Below are 17,557 nucleotides of genomic sequence, written 5' to 3'. Positions count from 1 at the left end.
CGTGCCGCCATCCTCAATCGCTTCACGCGCTTGGGCACGCCCACGACCGTAGCGGTGACCATGCCGTAAATCCGTCTGGGGTTTGGGGTACTACGCGCTCAATTGATTTATGCAACAAAGCCTACTCCATGCCAAAATTACGGCGCGCTTCGAGTACGCGCGCTATACGATGCCTGACTTCAGGCTCATCAGTGGGCAATATGTTTTCACGAGGAAAATAGGCGACAAGGATACCTTGCTTCCGATTCGGTTAAGAATGGTGGCGCCATACCATTTGCTTCTCCCAGGAGGCCAAGTGTGTAACCTCAATTCGCCCGGAAGCATCGGGCCATATGCGAATATGTTGTGGGATGCCATGGCTTATGCGCTGCTCGGAGAGGTGCTGCAGGAAGCGGAGGAGTGGTCACAAAAGCCGTAAGACTAAATCGCCATATGAGCGGGCGGGAAGCCTTGCAATTTGGAAAATCTCGGACGGAACTCATCCGTTTGCGCTGGCTGGTAATCTCGTAGAAATTCCACGGAGAAAACCATGTTCGCCGAGCGCTACCTCAACGCACTGAGCACTTCCAGCCTGCAGGACGACGACCAGCAGCACCAGACAGAGCCTCTCGTCGCGGCGGCGCTAGGCGCCGGCGCCGCCGCTGGGAATCAGCGGCGTTCTTCCTGCTGGTCGATGTCGGCCAGCGATTCGCGTCCGCGCTCGCTGAGCGCATGGCCACCCGCCTCGAGCGGCAGGATGTGCGATTTGCGGCCCAGGAAGCGCAGCACGTCTTCGTCGACCGCCGCCATCGGGTCTTGCGCCAGCGCGCGCAGGCCCAGCACGCAGCGGCGCAGGAACAGCACTTCTTCGCCCTTTTCGGTGAGGGCCAGCCGCTTGTCGCGGCCGAAGGACATCAGCTTGATGCCGCACAGGCGCTTGGTGTTGCGCCCGACGCAGGCCGTGGCCAGGTTCTGCTTGCCACCACGGCGCACCAGTTCCAGCGCGTCGTACTCGTCCGTCGTCAGCTTTTCGTTTTTCATTACCGCATTCAATTAAGCAAAGGGCGCATGGTACGCGCCCCGGCCCGTCGCGGCAACCTTCAGCGCAGCGATCGCAGCGCGTACCAGCCGATCCCGGCGCCGGCAATCACCCCGAGCAGCAGCGCCACCCTGCCATGGGCGGAACCCAGCAGCGGGCGGCGGCCCAGGTAAATCTTGTTGTACAAGGTCGAACCCATCATCTCCTCCTGCTTTTTATTGTTACAAGCTCATTATAGAAACCGCACCGTTGCCGCCATGTGACAGCGAGCACACCCGCGTCACGGACGACGAAAAAGCAACACCATGGGCGGCTTCCTGCCGCGCGCCGGGACTGCAGGCGGCCTGTTAGGATCGTACGACATTGACAACTTTAGCGGAGCACAACATGAACGACCCGACGCCCAATATCGATCCCAAGAACAAGGGCCGCGCGATGTACGACGAAGCGGACATCGGTAGCGGCGAACGTTCTCCGGGACAGCACGAGACCGATGAAATGATTCGCGGCATCCCTTCCCTGCCCCCCTCGAACCGGCAGTCCGACAAGGACGCGCCGGATGGCGGCAAGGAAGGCAATGATGGCGGCGGTACGCCGGAAGGCAACCGCCAGGGGACTCCCGGCGTGTGAGCCGGGACGAGGCACCTAATTCGCCCGGATCGGCGGTTCGGGCAGGCGGGGTTCCTCGACCGGGGCGTTGACCGGGTCGGGAACGTCGTCCGGTACCGGCGGCTGCGGTGGCGGTGGCGGCGGTTCGCCCGGAAACTCCGGATCAGGCGTGGAATGGAAGTGCTGATTGATGCGTTCGCGCTGGGATTCGTACGACTGTAGTTCGCTCATATGGGCCTCTCAGGTTGGACGCGCGCTGCGGCGATGCCGGCCGGCGCGCGATGACATGGAAGGCAACGCGGTTGCCTGTAGTGCATTCGTGCGCAGACTAGCACGGATGGAGCAGCCAGGTTTTTCGATTGGCCCACCATCAGTGCAATGTCCTGCGGCAAGAACATCTCGGCTATAGTGGCGTTTTATCCACTTTCGCAATATCTCCCATGCGCCTGGCCAGCCTGCTTCCTGCCCTCCTGCTCGGCGCGTTCCTGAACGCCCATGCCGCCCCCATGAAACTCGACGACTACCTGGCCCTGACCGGTCCCGCCCCGAGCGCCAAGCTCGCCTATGGCCCCGCCCCCTCGCAATACGCCGAACTGTTCGTGCCGCAGGGTACGGGACCGTTCCCGGTGGCGGTGCTGGTGCATGGTGGCTGCTGGACCAGCAAGTTCGGCGGCATCACGCAGTTCCGCAATATGGCCGGCGCCCTGGCCGCACGCGGCATCGCCGTCTGGAACGTCGAATACCGGCGCGTGGACGAGGAAGGCGGCGGCTATCCCGGCATGTACCTCGACATGCACGCGGCGCTCGACCTGCTCGCCGCCAGTGCGCCTGCCCACAAGCTGGACCTGGAACGCATCGTCGCGGTCGGCCATTCGGCCGGCGGCCAGCTGGTGCAGTGGATCGCGGGCCGGTCGCGCATCCCGGCCGGCAGTCCCCTGTACCGCGCCAGCAATCTAAAGGTCGACCGCATCGTCAGCCTGGGCGGCCTGGCCGACCTGCGCCACGAGGCGGCGCTGATCAAGTCCAGCTGCGACCGCGACATCGCGCAACTGGCCGGCACGCCGAGCCCCGAACGGCCGGACGTGCTGGTCGACACCAATGCCGCCGACCTGATGCCCAACGGCAGCCGCACCTGGCTCGTGACGGGCGCACTGGACACGATTTCTCCGCCACGCGTGGCCCACGACTACGCGGCGCGGGCAACAGCGGCCGGAGACAAGGCCGAGGTCGTGATCCTGCCGGACGCCAGCCACTACGACGAAGTGGCGGCGACCTCGCCCGCCTGGCCGCAGGTGCTGCGGGTGATCGAACAGGCGCTCGCCATCCAACGATAATCCAGGGAGTCCCCATCTTGAAACCGATCGTGCCGGCACTGCTGGCGATGAGCTTGCTCGCCTCTTCCAATACCGTCCTGGCGCAATCCTGGTCGCGCGTGGCCGACGCCTCGCTGGCGCGCCAGGAAATCTATCCGACTGTCCTGGACGACAAGATCTACGTGGCCGGCGGCATCCTGAGCGCGGCGCCGGGCTTTACCGATCTCTTCGAAAGCTATGACGCAGGAGCGAATCGCTGGACCGGGCTGGCGCCGCTGCCCGAAGCCCGCCACCACATCGCCCTGGCCGCGGCCGGCGGCAGGATCTACGGCATCGGCGGCTTCTCCGGCGCGATTCCGGACTGGCGCGCCCACGCCTCGGTCTTTATCTACGATCCGAAAGGCGACCGCTGGTCGAGCGGCCCGTCGCTGCCGCAAGCGCGGGCGGAAGGCGTGGTCGCAAGCGTCGAAGGCAAGATCTATTTCATCGGCGGCCGCATCCCGACCAGCCTTGACGCAAAACACATCAGCGAACACGCCGACACCAACCGCGCCGAGGCCCTGGACGTCCGCACGGGGCGCTGGTCGCGCATCGCGGACGCCCCCAGCGCGCGCAATAGCGCTGCCGGCGCCGTGATCGGCAACAAGATCTACGTCGTGGGCGGACGCCAGATGGTCGCGCAGGCCGACGGCAGGTCGCGTCCGGTCAATGTGGCGACGCTGGAAGTGTACGACCCGGTCCTCGACCGCTGGGAGACCCGGGCGCCGCTGCCGCTGGCCCAGGGCGGCCTGGCGGCGGCCGCCCACGATGGAAAACTGTACGTCTTCGGCGGCGAGCAGTTCGTCCCGCAAGCCAAGGTGTTCGCCGAATCCTGGGTCTACGACCCGGCAAGCGACCGCTGGTCGGCACTGCCGGCCATGCCGACGCCGCGTCATGGCCACGGTGCGGCGGTGGTCGGCAATCGCATCTTCCTGATGGGTGGCGGAGAAAAGGTCGGGGTCGCGGCCAGCGCCGCGCACGAAGCGCTGGCGCTGCCGGCCCGCTGAGCAACAAGGCCGACGCATGGCGCAGCGACCGTTGAGCGTCCTGGTGGTGGAAGACCATCCGACCATCGCGCGCCAGGTGGTCGACTTCCTGGAGGGATTGGGGTGGCATCCCGACCACGCCGCCACCGGCGCGCTCGCCATCGAACTGGCCACGCGCGAGCCCTACGATGTGGTCTTGCTCGACCTGAACCTGCCCGATCTCGACGGCCTGGAGGTGTGCCGCGCGATCAAGGCGCGCGCGCCGCGCAACGTTCCCGTGCTGATGCTGACCGCGCGCGATGCCTTCGAAGACAAGGCGCGCGGCTTCCGGGATGGCGCCGACGACTATCTGACCAAACCGTTTGACCTGCGCGAACTGGCCCTGCGCTGCGAAGCGCTGGCGCGCCGTTCGCAGCTGCATCTCGAGCAAGCCTTGCAGGTCGGTCCGCTGACCGTGCTGGCGCGCGAGAAGCGCTGCCTGTACCGGGGCGCGCCGCTGGCGCTGACCCAATCCGGCGTCACGCTCCTGGCCGCGCTGTGCAACGCCCATCCGCACGCGGTCTCGCGTTCGGCGCTGATGCACGCGCTGTGGGGCGCCGACCCGCCCGACAGCGATGCCCTGAAATCGCACGTCTACGCCCTGCGCAAGCAGCTCGAACTGGCCGGCGGCGGGAAGATGATCGCGACGATCCCGCAGCTCGGCTACCGGCTGATGCTGGACGAGGCAGACGATGTTTAGGTCGATCCGGCACGGCCTGTTCGCGGCGCTGGCCGGCTTCGCGGTCCTGATCTGCATCTGCTATACGGGCCTCGCCCTGGTCATCGCCTACGTGACCGAAGACATGCTGGTCGAGCGCCTGCTGCAACGCGAAGCCGCCGCGGTCAGCGTCCACTTCGGCCGCCACGGCCAGATCAAACAGCCGGCCGACGACCTGATTCGCGTCCACACCGGCATCGAGACGCTGCCATCGGCGGCGCGTCCACATGTGTTGTCCGGCGCCCGGCGCGCCGAAATCTTCACGCAGACGGGCCAGCACTATCACCTGCGTGCGCTCGACCTTGGCGCGCAGCGTGTCTGGCTGCTGGCCGACGTCGCGCCACTGCTGGTGGTATCGAAGCTCATCCAGGACGTCGGCGGCGTGCTGATCTTCGTCGCCCTCGGCCTGATCGGCCTCGCGCTGCTGCTGGCCTGGCTGCTGTCCAGGCGCCTGGTGTCGCCCTTGCAGACCCTGGCGCGCGAGGTCAGGCAGGTCAGGCCCGGCGCCCAGGTCGCACTCAGTGCGCGCGGGCGCCGCGACGAGATCGGCTACCTGGCCGAGCGGCTTGGCGCCACCTTCGAGGAACTGCATGCGACGCTGGCGCGCGAACACGCATTTACGCGCGACGTCAGCCACGAGTTGCGCACGCCGCTGACGGTGATGAAGAACACGCTGGCGCGGGCCGCCTCCCATCCGGACGTGGCGCAACTGCAGTCGGAGATCGCGCAAATGAGCGCCACCATCGAGGTGCTGTTCGCGCTGGCGCGCGCCGAGCAGGTGGCGCATGCGCCGTTCGACCTGCGCGGCTGCATCGAAGAGAGCCTGCTGCGCCTGGTGGATGGCCTGGAACTGGACGACGATTGGCTGGCGCTGGACCTGCCGGACCGGCTGGAAGTGGTCGGCAATCGTCACCTGGCGCTGCTGTTGCTGAATAACTGCCTGGGCAATGCCCTGTTCCACGGCGGACCGGGGACGCGCCTGCGGCTGTCGTTCGCGGACGGTGTGCTGGGCATCGCCAATACGGTCGACGCGGATCGGGTCGGCCAGATGCAGGGTTTCCAGCATGGCCAGAACCTGCTCAAGCGAATTGCCGCGGCCATGGACTGGACGCTCGACTTCCATGCAGGCGGCACGACCTACCGCGTCGACATCGTTCCGCTGCGCGCCGTATAAAAAAGCCGCGGATTTCACCACGGTTTCACCAGCGGTTTTCTAAGCTGCGTACTCCTCCACTCACCACGTACGCACAATGAAAATCCTGTTCAGCATTTTTCTTCTCGCCGGCAGCGCCCTTCCCGCCCTGGCCCAGGTGCAATCCCTGCAGCACCAGGAAGAAAAACGGCGCTACCTCGTCTACACGCCGGCCTCGTATGCAGCCGCGCCGCACAAGGCCTACCCGCTCGTGTTCAACTTCCACGGCAGCGGCATGAGCATGGCCGAGCAGATGCTGTACACGCAGATGAACCGCGCGGCCGACCGCCACGGCTTCATCGTCGTCTATCCGCTGGGGATCAAGCAGGACTGGAACGTCGGCTTCGGCCAGTCCTACCGCGAAGGCAGCAATGACATCGGCTTCACCGAAACCCTGCTCGCCAAACTGAAGCAGGATTACCGGATCGACGCCGGCCGCGTGTACGCCACCGGCCTGTCGCGCGGCGGCTTCTTCGCCCTGCGCCTCGCCGCCGAGCTGCCGCAGCATTTCGCCGCCGTGGCGGCGGTTGGCGCGCCGATGCCCGAACCAGTGGTGCAGCACCACGCCAAACCTTCCAGGATCGGCGTGCTGCTGATGCACGGCACCGCCGACAAGGTGGTGGCCTACGACGGGAAGCCGGGCGGCTACCTGTCGGCGCAGGACAGCTATCGATATTGGCTCAAGCAGAACGGGATCGCATCTGACGCGCAGGCTGAGCGCACGATCGACGCCGATTCTGCGGATGGCACCACGGTGAGCTGGCGCGAGGCCGGCAACGGCCAGCAGAGCGTGGCGCTGGCGACGATCGCGGGCGGCGGCCATACCTGGCCCGGCGCCGACCCGTTCAACGTCGGCCTGCCGATCGGCGCCACCACCCGCGACATCGACGCCAACGACACGATGTGGCAATTCTTCAGCCGGCACCGCCGTCAGTAGAGGACCACCGAGCGGATCGATTCCCCGCTCTTCATCAGGTCGAAGCCTTCGTTGATGCGTTCGAGCGGCAGGCGGTGGGTGATCAGGTCGTCGATGTTCAACTTGCCTTCCATGTACCAGTCGACGATCTTCGGTACGTCGGTGCGGCCACGCGCGCCGCCGAAGGCCGAACCCTTCCACTCGCGCCCGGTCACCAGCTGGAACGGCCGGGTCGCGATTTCCTGGCCGGCGGCGGCCACGCCGATGATGAAGGACTGGCCCCAGCCTTTATGCGTGCACTCGAGCGCCTGGCGCATCAGCGTGGTGTTGCCGACGCACTCGAAGCTGTAGTCGGCGCCGCCGTCGGTCAGCTGCACGATGTGGTCCACCACGTTCTCGACCTGGTTCGGATTGATGAAATCGGTCATGCCGAACTTGCGGGCCATGGCTTCGCGGGCCGGATTGATGTCGACGCCGATGATCTTGTCGGCGCCGACCATCTTCGCGGCCTGGATCACGTTCAGGCCGATGCCGCCAAGCCCGAACACGACCACATTGGCCCCGGCTTCCACCTTGGCCGAGAACAGCACCGCGCCGACGCCGGTGGTGACGCCGCAGCCGATGTAGCAGACCTTGTCGAACGGCGCATCGCTGCGGATCTTCGCCAGCGCGATCTCGGGCACCACGATATAGTTCGAGAAGGTCGACGTTCCCATGTAGTGGAACAGCGCCTTGCCGTCCAGCGAGAAGCGCGAGGTGGCGTCGGGCATCAGGCCGCGCCCCTGGGTCGAGCGAATGGCCTGGCACAGATTGGTCTTGCGCGACAGGCAGAATTTGCACTGGCGGCACTCCGGCGTGTACAGCGGGATGACGTGGTCGTCCTTTCTGAGGGTGGTCACGCCCGGGCCGACGTCGACCACGACGCCGGCGCCCTCGTGGCCCAGGATGGCTGGGAACAGGCCTTCCGGATCGGCGCCCGACAGCGTGTAGTAATCGGTGTGGCAGATGCCGGTGGCCTTCAGCTCGACCAGCACCTCGCCTTCGCGCGGACCTTGCAGGTCCACTTCTTCGATCGTCAGCGGCTGGCCCGCCCGCCATGCGACGGCTGCTTTGGTTTTCATGGTGATCCTCGCTTGCATTGAATTGACTGGGCCGCAGTATGCGCGCCGCGGCCGCCGCCATGCACGCCGGGGCGCGAGAATGGCAGGATTTTGCGGCATGAAGACTGGATTTTGCCGCTAGCTGCGGCGACAATGGCGCATGACCAGCACGCCCCCACCCGCCATCGACGCCAGCACACAGCGCACCCGAACCGTCGACATCGTGGTCTATCCCGGCTTCAAGGCGATGGAGGCGATCGGGCCGATGTCGGTGTTCGAGTACGCCAACCTGCATCTCGCGCGGCGCGGCTACCCGCCCGGCTACGACGTGCGCATCGCATCGAACCGTCTCGGCCCGGTGCCGTCGGACACCCTGATGTCGCTCGAGGCGACCAAGGTATTGAACACGCTGGCCCTGCCCGACAGCGCGATCGTGGTCGGCGCCCGCCACATCGACGCCGCCCTGGCGGACGGCGCCGCGATCGTCGACTGGGTCGCAGCGGCCTGCCCCCGCATCGAACGCCTGGCGTCACTGTGTTCGGGCGCCTTCTTTCTCGCCGCCGCCGGTGTACTCGACGGCAAGCGCGCCACTACCCACTGGAGCGTGGCCGAGCGCCTGCAGGCGGCGCATCCCGCCATTGCGGTCGAGGCCGACGCGATCTTCATCCGCGACGGCAAGCTGTGGACCTCGGCCGGCGTGACCGCCGGCATGGATCTGGCGCTGGCCCTGGTCGAGGAAGATTTCGGCCGCGACCTGGCGCTCGAGGTGGCCACCGAAATGGTGGTCTACCTGAAGCGCCCCGGCGGCCAGTCGCAGTTCAGCTCCTACCTCAAGAGCGAACGCACGGCGCGCCCGAACATCCGCGAATTGCAAAGCTGGATCCTGGACAATCTGCACGAGCGTTTCACCACGGCCCAACTGGCCGCCCGGGCGATGATGAGCGAGCGCCACTTCGCCCGCGTGTTCCAGCAAGAGGTCGGCTTGAGCGCCCAGGAATTCATCGAGGCCAGCCGCTTCGAGCGCGCCACCCACCTGCTGGCCGACATTGCGCTGCCATTGAAGACGGTGGCGGCGCGCGCCTGCTTCAGCGACGAGGCGCATATGCGTCGGGTGTTCATGAAGAAGCTGGGAATTACCCCGAAGTTGTACCGGGAACGCTTCGCCACGACCGGCCTCGACAGCGCCGCCTGAGCGCGTCAGTCGAACCGCACCCGCCGCGCCAACGGCAAATCCACCACTAAATCGCTGCGTGCCAGCGCCACACAAGGCAAAATATACCCTTCCCGTTTCTCGTCGAACGACAGGCCGGGCCACTCGACCGTGTAGGCCACCGTGCCGTCCTGCAGGCGGCAGATGCAGGTGCGGCAAGTGCCGTTGCGGCAAGAACTGGGGGCGTCGAGCCCGGCCGACTCCAGGGCCTGCAGCAGGGTCGTGTCTTCTTGCGCGGAAAAGCTGGCGCCGAGCGGCATGAGGGTGACGGTATGGCTGGTGGTCGGCATGGTGCGTCGATTGTAGCGCCGGGTGGAACAAACCGGACAGGATTGTAGAGTTCGTTCACGCACAGACCCGGTTGATTCATGTCCTTACGCTAAGGTTTCCAGAAGCATATTGCAGGAGACCGTATGAAGAAAGCCACCGCACTGACCCTGATCGCCGCCCTTGGAGGCGTCTTCCCTTATGCCTTCGCGCAACAGCCAGTCGGCCAGCCAGCTCCTGTACAGCAGCCGCTGCAGCAGCAACCCGCGGCGGGCACACCCATGCAGGCCGCGCCTGCGCCGGCCGCCCCAGGCACGGTCCAGGATCCCGCCATCGCCGAACAGGCCGAATTCGAACGCCTGCTGCGAGCCCAGGTGCTCCTCGAGCGCCAGTACCTGTCGCCGGGCGAGATCGACGGCGCCTACGGCTCGAATATGCGGCAAGCGCTGAACACCTTCCAGGCCCAGCGCAATCTGCCGGTCACCGGCAAGCTCGACGAAGCCACCTGGAACGCACTGAACACCGACCCCAGCCCGACCCTGGCCGAATACACGATCGCCGCGGAAGACGTGGCCGGCCCCTTCCTGCCGATCCCCGACACCATGATGGGCAAGGCCAAGCTGCCCGCGCTCGGCTACGCCACCGCGCTCGAAGGCCTGGGCGAAAAATTCCATGCCAGCCCGGCCCTGCTGCAACGCCTCAATCCCGGCAAATCCCTGTCGCAGGCCGGCGAAAAGATCGTGGTGCCGAACGTGAGCGGCAAGCAGCCGCTGCCGCCGGCAGCCAGGGTCGTGGTGCGCGATTCGACCAAGACCCTGCAATTGTATGACGCCGGCGGCCAGCTGCTGGCCCAGTATCCGGTCTCGACCGGCAGCAAACGCGATCCCCTGCCAATCGGCAACTGGAAGATCAATGGCGTGCACGCCAACCCGGTCTACAACTACAACCCGAAACTGTTCTGGGACGCCAAGCCTGGCGACAGCAAGACGCAAATCAAGCCGGGCCCGAACAACCCCGTCGGCGTGATGTGGATCGACCTGTCCAAGCCGCACTACGGCATCCACGGCACCCCGGTGCCCGGCCACGTCGGCAAGACCGAGTCGCATGGCTGCATCCGCCTGACCAACTGGAGCGCCGCCGAAGTGGGCGCTGTGGTCAGTGAAGACACCGACGTCGAACTCGTCAAATAACCTTACATCAACAAACTGCCGGCGGGAGGCGCCGGACGGAGGACGCGATGAAATGGCTGATGACCTTGATCGTTGGCGCGCTGCTGGGCGCCGGGGTGCTGTTCGTGCTGCTGAGCGACCGTTCAGGCTCGCCGGCGCCGGAGGTCGTCGCCACCGCGCCGCCAAGCTCGAACCCGGCCGGCGTGCCGGCGGCGCAGATCGAGGGCCAGCTGCCGCCCGCGCCGGTGGTCGAGCCGAACCTCGTCGACGCCGAGCTGCCGCTGCGTCCGGAAGGCGCGGAGGGCGCCGCTCCCATGGCCCCTGCCACCGTGCCGGCCAAGCTGCTGGTGCCGGTCCAGGGCATCAAGCCGGACCAGCTGACCGACACCTTCTATCAGCCGCGCGGCGAGCAGCGCCAGCACGAGGCGCTCGACATCATGGCGCCGACCGGCACGCCGGTGCTCGCCGCGGCCGACGGCAAGGTGGTCAAGCTGTTCCAGAGCAAACCGGGCGGCCTGACGGTCTACCAGTTCGATCCGGGCGAGCAGTACGCGTATTACTACGCCCACCTCGACCGCTATGCCGACAATATCAAGGAAGGCATGGACGTCAAGCGCGGCGAACTCATCGGCTACGTCGGCGCGACCGGCAATGCGGACCCGGCCGCGCCGCACCTGCACTTCGCCGTCGTCGCGCTGACGCCCGAGAAGCAGTGGTGGAAAGGCACCCCGCTCAATCCGTTTCCGCTAATGTCCGACCAGTAGCCGCCTTGCCCGGCGGCTCGGATACGGGTTCGTCGACGTCCGCCCCCACATTGATCGCGGCATAGGCGCGCTGCACCGCGATCACTTCGCGTCCGCCGGCGCCATACAGTTCACCGGCCGCCTCGATCATCTTGGTGCGTGCGTCGGCGTAATTGGTGCTGGACGTGAACTTGGTCGTGTTGGCGCGGAACCAGATGCGGAAGGCCTTGTCGATGCCGATGCCCGTCATGGCGAGAGGCTGCTTCACCAGGTAGCGGCTCCAGGCATCGTTGCCGTTGTCCGCGCTGGAACCCTTCGCCAGGAAATAGAACATACGGTTGTTCGGGCCGCTGCTGTAGTGGACGTCCAGCCGGCGCAGGCCCGTGCTCCAGGCATCAATGCTATTGCCGTCCTTGCTCGGCTTGATCATCCAGCGCAGTGGCGTGCCGGTGCGGCTGATCTCGCTGCCCAGCATCCAGTCGTTGCCGCTTTCGGGGATCACGTCGCCGGTACCGCCGCCGCGCGCATAGGCTTCGACTACCTCGCCCGCGATGTCCGAGCTCGATTCGTTCAGGCCGCCCGGCTCGCCCGAGTACACCAGGTTCGAGGTGGCGGCCGTGATGCCGTGCCCCATCTCGTGGCCGACCACGTCGATCGAGCCCAGGTTGGTGAAATACGTGCCGTCGCCGATGAACATGCAGCGGCAGGTATCGCTGTAATAGGCGTTGTCGTAGCCGCGGTTGACGTGCACCGCGATGTGGGTGGCGGTGTCCTGGCCGTCCAGCGCCAGCCAGCCCAGCACGTTTTTGTGCATGTCGTAGGTGTTCTTCAGGCCCCACATGGCGTTGACGGCGGCGGTCTGGCCGTTCGGTCCCGTGGTGCTGCCACCCTCGACGAACTGCTTGCCGTCGCCCCAGGTATTGACCGTGTTGGTGTACACCCGGCCGCTCGATGTGCCGTGGTTGGCATTGGTGATCGCCATCGCGCCGAACGATCCACCCTTGCCGCGCTCGGGGTCGAGCATCTGGTAGACGTTGTTGGCGAAGGTGGTGCTGAGCGGTACGTCGCCGTTGTACTGGCTCTTGCCGATGCCTTCCACCGTCTGCAGCATGTTCCAGCGGTCGATGATCTCGCTGTCGCGCGCGTTGACGACGACGTCGTAGTACAGGGGCTGGGCGCCCGCTTTTTTATCCTCCTGCATACGCAGGCGCACCAGCCAGGCCAGTTCGTAGCGGTCCACCGTCTCGACCAGGTCGACCGCGTTCAGCTCGGACTCGAGCTTGCCCTCGGCGCCGGGCGCGCGTTCGTCGCGCATCATCGGATAGATCAGCAGTTCGGCGGTCGGCGCGACCACGTTGACGACGCCGTCCGGCATGTCGCGCAGCGCCGCGGCGATCGCGGCCTTGCGGTTGATGGTGGGCTTGACGTTGAAGCCGCCGGTGGCGCTGCGCATGCGGTTGGCGGCGCCGCGGCCCAGATGCAGGCGCCGCGGCGAAGCGCTTTCGGACACGATCTGGCGCCGCGCATCGAGCACCACCACGGATTCGGAACCGAAGATCCTGAGACCCTTGTACAGGTGGGCGACGCGCACCACGTGAGTACCCTGCACGCCCGGGTGCTGGGCCATCACCTTGTAGCCGTGATCGGCGTCGAGGCCGACCGCCGGGCGGCGCGCCGCCAGCTGGTTGACGACCTGGGCCTGGGCCTTGCCGTCCAGCTTGAGCGGCGGCCCCATCATCGGCGCCGCCAGCGCAGTGGGCAAGAACGCGGACGCGAACAAGACGGCAGCCGCCAGCAGGGCTGCCTTGAGAAGCGGTTGCGGGATCATCTCGTCTCCATCCGGAATGCCGGGCCGGGGGGCGCCGGTCATCGACCATGATGGACGAGCTTGTAAAGGTGGGTTTGCTCAAGAACAATGACCGTGTTGCCAACAAGTCGGCAACACGGTCATGATCGGCGTGCGACGGAGAAGTCAGCGATAGCGATGGTCGCGCCGTTTCATCAGGTAGCAGGCGGCGCCGACCACGGCCGCGCCGATCGCCACTTTCTTCACCAGCCCGGCCGGATTGTGCTTGAGCTCGGACTTGATACCCATCTCGGCCAGGATGTTCGGCACCTTGCCCTGGGCCAGGTCATCGCCGATGCCCTCGACCACGTTGACGCGGTCGGCCAGCAGCAACAGCAGCCAGTGACGCAGGTCGTTCTCGGTGCTCTTGAAGGCCAGGCGCCGGATCGCGCCCGACAGGCCGGACGGCGGCTGCGCCGAGCCGAACAGCGGTGTGCGGCCAGGACGCTCGGTCGAGACCAGCACTTCGACGTGCTGCTCCTGCGGCACCGGGTCGCTTTCAGGGATGTTGATGAAGCGCGGCGGGGTGCGCTCCATCGGCACGGCGGGACGGTTCTTGCGGTCGAGGTCGGCGCCCCAGCCCTGGATGTGCTGCAACTGGTCGCGGGTCGGGCGGCGCGGCGCGATGGCGCCGTGCACGTGGCCCGCGTGGGCTTCACCGTCATGCTCGCCCGGGGCGTGGTGGCCGTCGTGCTGGTCGTTGGCGGCAACGATGTCGTGTCGTGTTTCCATGGTTTCTCCTATGATCGGTCGCCGCGCTCAATGGCCGGCGCTGGCCTTGACGGCGCGCGTTTCGTTGGCGCGCGGCGGGATCAGGACGGTCTTGATGCAATCGTCCAGCTTGCTCGAGAAGATGTGATAGGCATCCGATACTTCTTCCAGCGGGATGCGGTGGGTGATGATCTGCTTGGGATCGATCCGGCCTGCACGGATATGCTCGATCAGGCGCGGCAGGTGGCGCCGCACGCTGGCCTGGTTCATGCGCAGGGTCAAGCCCTTGTTCAGCGCATTGCCGATCGGGACCGCGTTGAAGGTCGGGCCGTACACGCCGACGATCGAGACGTTGCCGCCCTTGCGTACCGAGTTGATGCACCAATGCAGCACGGTCGCCGCGCCGGCCTGCATCATTGTGTACACGCCGGTGATGGTCTGCAAGGCACTGCCGGCCGCTTCGCAGCCGACCGCGTCGATGCAGACGTCGGCGCCCATCCAGTCGGTCATCTTCTTGATGTGCAGCGCCATGTCCTTCACTTCCCTGAAGTTCACGACCTCGCACTGGGCGTAACGCTTGACGAATTCGAGGCGGTACTCCACATGGTCGACCACGATCACCCGTCCCGCCCCCATCAGCCAGGCCGACTTGGCGGCAAAGATGCCGACCGGCCCGGCGCCGAACACCACCACCGTGTCGCCTTCGTGGATGTCGCCCATCTCGGCCGCCTGGTAGCCGGTGGGCAGCGCGTCGGTCATCAGGACCGCGTCGTCGTCATGGATATCGTCGGGAATCACCATCGGGCCGACGTCGGCCATCGGCACCCGCACGTATTCGGCCTGGCCGCCGTCATAGCCGCCCGCCGTATGCGAGTAGCCATAGATGGCGCCCACTGCCGTCGCTTGCGCATTCGTGTTGTGGCAATTTCCGTACAGCTCATGTTGGCAAAAGAAGCAGGAGCCGCAAAACAGGTTGAACGGCACCAGCACCTTGTCGCCAACCTTCAACTTCTGCACGCCGGACCCGACCTCTTCCACCACGCCGATGAACTCGTGGCCGAAAGTGTGGCCGACGCGGGTGTCGGGCACCAGGCCGTGGTACAGGTGCAGGTCGGATCCGCAGATACAGGCCCGGGTGACGCGCACGATGGCGTCGCCGGGATGCTCGATGACGGGGTCGGGCTTGTGATCGGCGCGGACCCGGTATGGCCCGCGGTAGTTCATTGCCAGCATGGATGCTCCTTCACAATTCGGTTCGTGATGGCTCGTACGGGGTACGAGCTGATGTGACACAAACTTATGGCAAAACGACACAAATTGCGATAGGCGCACGGAAACGAACGCGGTCTTTAACTGATTTTATCGAATAAAATCCGGAAAATATGTATTATAGGAAATTAAAAGATGGTTTTTATAGCCTTTTGGCATCGAATGTATTGCAGGATTCGACCTGTCCGCTTTCCAGGCCGCGCTGGAACCAGCGTACCCGTTGAGCCGAACTGCCGTGGGTAAACGAATCCGGCACGACCACGCCGCGCGCCTGTTTTTGCAAGGCATCGTCGCCGATGGCGCTGGCCGCGTTCAGGGCCGTTTCCACATCGCCCTGCTCCAGGATTCTCGCGCGCTGGTTGGTGCGGTTGGCCCACACGCCGGCAAAGCAATCGGCCTGCAGTTCCAGGCGCACCGACAAGGCATTGCCCTGGGTTTCGCTGGCGCGCTGCTGGGCCGCATGTACTTTATTGGAGATGCCCAGCAGGTTCTGCACGTGGTGGCCGACTTCGTGCGCGATCACATAGGCCTGGGCGAATTCTCCCTCGACGTTGAAGCGCTGCTGCATGGTGCGGAAGAAGCCCAGGTCGATATAGACCTTGCCGTCGGCCGGGCAATAAAACGGGCCGGTCGCGCTCTCGCCGGTACCGCAGGCGGTGGCGGTGCGCCCTTCGAACAGCACCAGCCTGGCTGGCGTGTACTGCGCGCCCTGTTCGCTGAACAGCTGGGCCCAGGCATCCTCGGTATAGGCCAGCGTGGTGCGCACGAAGCGCGTTTCGCGATCGTCGGCGCGCTCGGTACGCGGCTGCTCGACCTGCGCCTGCTGTTGTGGCGGCGCGCCGCCCGACAGCAGGCCGAGGATGGTGGCAGGCGAGACGCCAAGGAAATAGGAAGCGACCAGGGCGACGACGATGGTGCCGATGCCGATCGAGCGGCCGCCGAAGCCGAAGCCTCCACCGCCGCCTCCACCGTCGCCACGCCGGTCTTCTACATTGTCGCTTTCACGGTCGCCTTCCCAACGCATCGATGCTCCTTGTGTTTGCTGCTCAGTTGCCGCCGCGCCTGAGATTGCAGGTGTCGGCGCGCTCGCGCGCATCCTTGCCGCGCAAGTCGTCCAGCGCGCCCAATCCGGCGCGCAGCTCGTCGTGCAGCGCGCGCTCGCGGCGTTCGCGCGCGATCTCGCGCGCCATGCGGCTGCGCGGCACTTCGTCCAGTTCCAGGCTCGTCATGATTTCTCTCTCGCTCTCGATTATTCCGGTCGGTTTTCCATCGTCTCCCGGTTGATCACATAATGCACCAAATCCGGCCCGCGCACGAACACATCCTGCGTGCGCGGGCGCACGGAGCGGCCGTGGCGCCTGTGACACGCTGCCGGCATGAACTCATCCAATGCCAACGCCCTCCTCGCCCTCGGCACGGCCCTGCGCCAGGCCGGTTACCGCTTCATGACGGTCACGCCCTCGACCCACCGCCGCATCAACAACCGTCCCGGCAACGAGCGCGCGCACGACCTGCGCGGCGTGTTCGGCTGGAGCCGGCCGTTCGACCGTGAGCTGCTGCCGGCGAGCGTGGTCGCGCTGATGGGCGATGCCGACGTGCTGGAAGAAAAAGAAGGTGGATTGCGTTCGCTGGTACGGGCATCGACCCTGGACGACATGCTGCTGTTCCACTCGGCCTGGCCGACACGCGACGACGACGCCGTGTTCTTCGGTCCCGACACCTACCGCTTCGTCAATGCCATGCGGCGCGGCTTCGACTTCGTCGGCGCCGGGCCGGAACGCGCGGTCGACATCGGCTGCGGCGGCGGCGCCGGCGCGCTCACGATCGCGCGCGCATTCCCGCACGCCGAAGTGATCGGCGCCGACGTCAACCCGAAGGCGCTCGAGCTGGCGATGGTCAACGCCCGCCTGAACGGGGCGTCCAACCTGGCGCTGGCCCAGAGCGACCTGTTCGACGGCCTGCAGGGCGAATTCGACCTGGTGGTGTCAAACCCGCCCTTCGTGGCCGATCCGGATGGTCGCCGCTATCGCGATGGCGGCGGCGAACGCGGCGCCGAACTGTCGCGCCGGATCGTCGAACAAAGCCTGGGACGCCTGCGCCGCGGCGGCAGCCTGATGCTCTACACCGGCGTCGCCCTGTGCGGCCAGCGCGACCACTTCCTGGAAAGCCTGCGCCCGACCCTGGCGGCGCAATGCGACACCTGGACCTACGAAGAGCTCGATCCCGACATCTTCGGCGGCCAGCTGGGCGAGCCGGGCTACGAGGACGTCGAGCGGATCGCGGCGGTGTGGCTGCACGCGGTCAAGCGCTGAGACTGGATTGATGGCTGGCTCGTGACCGGTTCGGGCCCAATCCATGCGGGGTGAATAAACGAAGTCGGGATGACGCGCGAATACTGGTACTCGCCTGGAC

20 protein-coding genes are annotated in these 17,557 nt (G+C 66.0%); 10 read left to right on the top strand and 10 right to left on the bottom strand.

Going from position 1 to position 17,557, the window contains the following annotated elements; genetic code table 11:
* Positions 1–648 precede the first annotated feature (648 nt).
* On the bottom strand, positions 649–1,020 hold the full coding sequence (locus J3U95_RS21565) for a hypothetical protein (RefSeq protein WP_208280699.1): 372 nt from the start codon (positions 1,018–1,020) through the stop codon (positions 649–651).
* 59 nt (positions 1,021–1,079) lie between these two features.
* Complete coding sequence (locus J3U95_RS21560; RefSeq protein ID WP_208280698.1) at positions 1,080–1,217, bottom strand: hypothetical protein; 138 nt, start codon at positions 1,215–1,217, stop codon at positions 1,080–1,082.
* 188 nt (positions 1,218–1,405) lie between these two features.
* On the opposite strand from J3U95_RS21560, the gene J3U95_RS21555 reads away from it, so the two are divergent.
* A complete protein-coding gene (locus J3U95_RS21555) occupies positions 1,406–1,648 on the top strand; it encodes a hypothetical protein (RefSeq protein ID WP_208280697.1) in 243 nt (80 codons plus the stop codon).
* 15 nt (positions 1,649–1,663) lie between these two features.
* Here the strand turns inward: J3U95_RS21555 and J3U95_RS21550 are convergent, their stop codons facing one another.
* Positions 1,664–1,858, bottom strand: coding sequence for a hypothetical protein (locus J3U95_RS21550; RefSeq protein WP_208280704.1), 195 nt, complete (start codon positions 1,856–1,858; stop codon positions 1,664–1,666).
* A gap of 209 nt (positions 1,859–2,067) precedes the next feature.
* On the opposite strand from J3U95_RS21550, the gene J3U95_RS21545 reads away from it, so the two are divergent.
* The 5 genes from J3U95_RS21545 to J3U95_RS21525 all read left to right on the top strand — a co-directional run bounded on the left by J3U95_RS21545 (position 2,068) and on the right by J3U95_RS21525 (position 6,851).
* The gene (locus J3U95_RS21545; RefSeq protein WP_208280696.1) at positions 2,068–2,961 is read left to right on the top strand and encodes an alpha/beta hydrolase; all 894 of its coding nucleotides are present in this window, start codon (positions 2,068–2,070) and stop codon (positions 2,959–2,961) included.
* Positions 2,962–2,978: 17 nt separating this feature from the next.
* Entirely contained in the window at positions 2,979–3,986 is a 1,008-nt protein-coding gene (locus tag J3U95_RS21540; RefSeq protein ID WP_208280695.1) for a Kelch repeat-containing protein, read from the top strand.
* Positions 3,987–4,002: 16 nt separating this feature from the next.
* Entirely contained in the window at positions 4,003–4,704 is a 702-nt protein-coding gene (locus J3U95_RS21535) for a response regulator transcription factor (protein WP_208280694.1), read from the top strand.
* Positions 4,697–5,896 (top strand): sensor histidine kinase, encoded by a 1,200-nt coding sequence (locus J3U95_RS21530; RefSeq protein ID WP_208280693.1) that lies wholly within the window; start codon positions 4,697–4,699, stop codon positions 5,894–5,896. The genes J3U95_RS21535 and J3U95_RS21530 overlap by 8 nt, the downstream gene beginning before the upstream one ends.
* Before the next feature lie 76 nt (positions 5,897–5,972).
* A complete protein-coding gene (locus tag J3U95_RS21525; protein ID WP_208280692.1) occupies positions 5,973–6,851 on the top strand; it encodes an extracellular catalytic domain type 1 short-chain-length polyhydroxyalkanoate depolymerase in 879 nt (292 codons plus the stop codon).
* On the opposite strand, the gene J3U95_RS21520 is transcribed toward J3U95_RS21525, so the two are convergent.
* Complete coding sequence (locus tag J3U95_RS21520) at positions 6,845–7,951, bottom strand: S-(hydroxymethyl)glutathione dehydrogenase/class III alcohol dehydrogenase (RefSeq protein ID WP_208280691.1); 1,107 nt, start codon at positions 7,949–7,951, stop codon at positions 6,845–6,847. The genes J3U95_RS21525 and J3U95_RS21520 overlap by 7 nt on opposite strands.
* A 139-nt stretch (positions 7,952–8,090) precedes the next feature.
* Here J3U95_RS21520 and J3U95_RS21515 point away from each other — a divergent pair, with 139 nt between their 5' ends.
* Positions 8,091–9,122, top strand: coding sequence for a GlxA family transcriptional regulator (locus J3U95_RS21515; protein ID WP_208280690.1), 1,032 nt, complete (start codon positions 8,091–8,093; stop codon positions 9,120–9,122).
* Between the two features lie 5 nt (positions 9,123–9,127).
* Here the strand turns inward: J3U95_RS21515 and J3U95_RS21510 are convergent, their stop codons facing one another.
* Positions 9,128–9,430, bottom strand: a complete 303-nt coding sequence (locus tag J3U95_RS21510; RefSeq protein WP_208280689.1) for a 2Fe-2S iron-sulfur cluster-binding protein — start codon at positions 9,428–9,430, stop codon at positions 9,128–9,130.
* A gap of 123 nt (positions 9,431–9,553) precedes the next feature.
* Between J3U95_RS21510 and J3U95_RS21505 the strand changes: the two genes are divergently transcribed.
* Positions 9,554–10,597, top strand: coding sequence for a L,D-transpeptidase family protein (locus J3U95_RS21505; RefSeq protein WP_208280688.1), 1,044 nt, complete (start codon positions 9,554–9,556; stop codon positions 10,595–10,597).
* Between the two features lie 59 nt (positions 10,598–10,656).
* Positions 10,657–11,340: a M23 family metallopeptidase gene (locus J3U95_RS21500; RefSeq protein ID WP_229520006.1), complete on the top strand. Its 684-nt coding sequence runs from the start codon at positions 10,657–10,659 to the stop codon at positions 11,338–11,340.
* On the opposite strand, the gene J3U95_RS21495 is transcribed toward J3U95_RS21500, so the two are convergent.
* From J3U95_RS21495 to J3U95_RS21475, 5 genes are all read right to left on the bottom strand, one after another.
* Positions 11,309–13,147: a M4 family metallopeptidase gene (locus J3U95_RS21495; protein WP_208280686.1), complete on the bottom strand. Its 1,839-nt coding sequence runs from the start codon at positions 13,145–13,147 to the stop codon at positions 11,309–11,311. The genes J3U95_RS21500 and J3U95_RS21495 overlap by 32 nt on opposite strands.
* A 144-nt stretch (positions 13,148–13,291) precedes the next feature.
* Complete coding sequence (locus J3U95_RS21490; RefSeq protein ID WP_208280685.1) at positions 13,292–13,897, bottom strand: hypothetical protein; 606 nt, start codon at positions 13,895–13,897, stop codon at positions 13,292–13,294.
* Positions 13,898–13,924: 27 nt separating this feature from the next.
* Complete coding sequence (locus tag J3U95_RS21485; RefSeq protein ID WP_208280684.1) at positions 13,925–15,109, bottom strand: zinc-dependent alcohol dehydrogenase; 1,185 nt, start codon at positions 15,107–15,109, stop codon at positions 13,925–13,927.
* Between the two features lie 178 nt (positions 15,110–15,287).
* Positions 15,288–16,169, bottom strand: a complete 882-nt coding sequence (gene ypfJ / locus J3U95_RS21480; RefSeq protein WP_208280683.1) for a KPN_02809 family neutral zinc metallopeptidase — start codon at positions 16,167–16,169, stop codon at positions 15,288–15,290.
* A 22-nt stretch (positions 16,170–16,191) separates the two neighbouring features.
* Positions 16,192–16,374: a hypothetical protein gene (locus J3U95_RS21475; protein WP_123069679.1), complete on the bottom strand. Its 183-nt coding sequence runs from the start codon at positions 16,372–16,374 to the stop codon at positions 16,192–16,194.
* Positions 16,375–16,521: 147 nt separating this feature from the next.
* Here J3U95_RS21475 and J3U95_RS21470 point away from each other — a divergent pair, with 147 nt between their 5' ends.
* Positions 16,522–17,457 (top strand): methyltransferase, encoded by a 936-nt coding sequence (locus tag J3U95_RS21470; protein WP_208280682.1) that lies wholly within the window; start codon positions 16,522–16,524, stop codon positions 17,455–17,457.
* Positions 17,458–17,557 lie beyond the last annotated feature (100 nt).

Source organism: Massilia oculi (genome assembly GCF_017582745.1).
GTDB classification, from domain to species: domain Bacteria; phylum Pseudomonadota; class Gammaproteobacteria; order Burkholderiales; family Burkholderiaceae_D; genus Telluria; species Telluria oculi_A.
Note: the sequence above shows the minus strand (reverse complement) of the source record. Positions and strands in the feature narration are given on the sequence as shown.

Bases quoted from the DNA above. Each gene is read 5' to 3' on its own strand.
- J3U95_RS21565 (WP_208280699.1), bottom strand. From the start codon at position 1,020: ATGAAAAACGAAAAGCTGACGACGGACGAGTACGACGCGCTGGAACTG.
- J3U95_RS21560 (WP_208280698.1), bottom strand. From the start codon at position 1,217: ATGGGTTCGACCTTGTACAACAAGATTTACCTGGGCCGCCGCCCGCTG.
- J3U95_RS21555 (WP_208280697.1), top strand. From the start codon at position 1,406: ATGAACGACCCGACGCCCAATATCGATCCCAAGAACAAGGGCCGCGCG.
- J3U95_RS21550 (WP_208280704.1), bottom strand. From the start codon at position 1,858: ATGAGCGAACTACAGTCGTACGAATCCCAGCGCGAACGCATCAATCAG.
- J3U95_RS21545 (WP_208280696.1), top strand. From the start codon at position 2,068: ATGCGCCTGGCCAGCCTGCTTCCTGCCCTCCTGCTCGGCGCGTTCCTG.
- J3U95_RS21535 (WP_208280694.1), top strand. From the start codon at position 4,003: ATGGCGCAGCGACCGTTGAGCGTCCTGGTGGTGGAAGACCATCCGACC.
- J3U95_RS21530 (WP_208280693.1), top strand. From the start codon at position 4,697: ATGTTTAGGTCGATCCGGCACGGCCTGTTCGCGGCGCTGGCCGGCTTC.
- J3U95_RS21525 (WP_208280692.1), top strand. From the start codon at position 5,973: ATGAAAATCCTGTTCAGCATTTTTCTTCTCGCCGGCAGCGCCCTTCCC.
- J3U95_RS21520 (WP_208280691.1), bottom strand. From the start codon at position 7,951: ATGAAAACCAAAGCAGCCGTCGCATGGCGGGCGGGCCAGCCGCTGACG.
- J3U95_RS21515 (WP_208280690.1), top strand. From the start codon at position 8,091: ATGACCAGCACGCCCCCACCCGCCATCGACGCCAGCACACAGCGCACC.
- J3U95_RS21510 (WP_208280689.1), bottom strand. From the start codon at position 9,430: ATGCCGACCACCAGCCATACCGTCACCCTCATGCCGCTCGGCGCCAGC.
- J3U95_RS21505 (WP_208280688.1), top strand. From the start codon at position 9,554: ATGAAGAAAGCCACCGCACTGACCCTGATCGCCGCCCTTGGAGGCGTC.
- J3U95_RS21500 (WP_229520006.1), top strand. From the start codon at position 10,657: ATGACCTTGATCGTTGGCGCGCTGCTGGGCGCCGGGGTGCTGTTCGTG.
- J3U95_RS21495 (WP_208280686.1), bottom strand. From the start codon at position 13,147: ATGATCCCGCAACCGCTTCTCAAGGCAGCCCTGCTGGCGGCTGCCGTC.
- J3U95_RS21490 (WP_208280685.1), bottom strand. From the start codon at position 13,897: ATGGAAACACGACACGACATCGTTGCCGCCAACGACCAGCACGACGGC.
- J3U95_RS21485 (WP_208280684.1), bottom strand. From the start codon at position 15,109: ATGCTGGCAATGAACTACCGCGGGCCATACCGGGTCCGCGCCGATCAC.
- ypfJ (WP_208280683.1), bottom strand. From the start codon at position 16,169: ATGCGTTGGGAAGGCGACCGTGAAAGCGACAATGTAGAAGACCGGCGT.
- J3U95_RS21475 (WP_123069679.1), bottom strand. From the start codon at position 16,374: ATGACGAGCCTGGAACTGGACGAAGTGCCGCGCAGCCGCATGGCGCGC.
- J3U95_RS21470 (WP_208280682.1), top strand. From the start codon at position 16,522: ATGAACTCATCCAATGCCAACGCCCTCCTCGCCCTCGGCACGGCCCTG.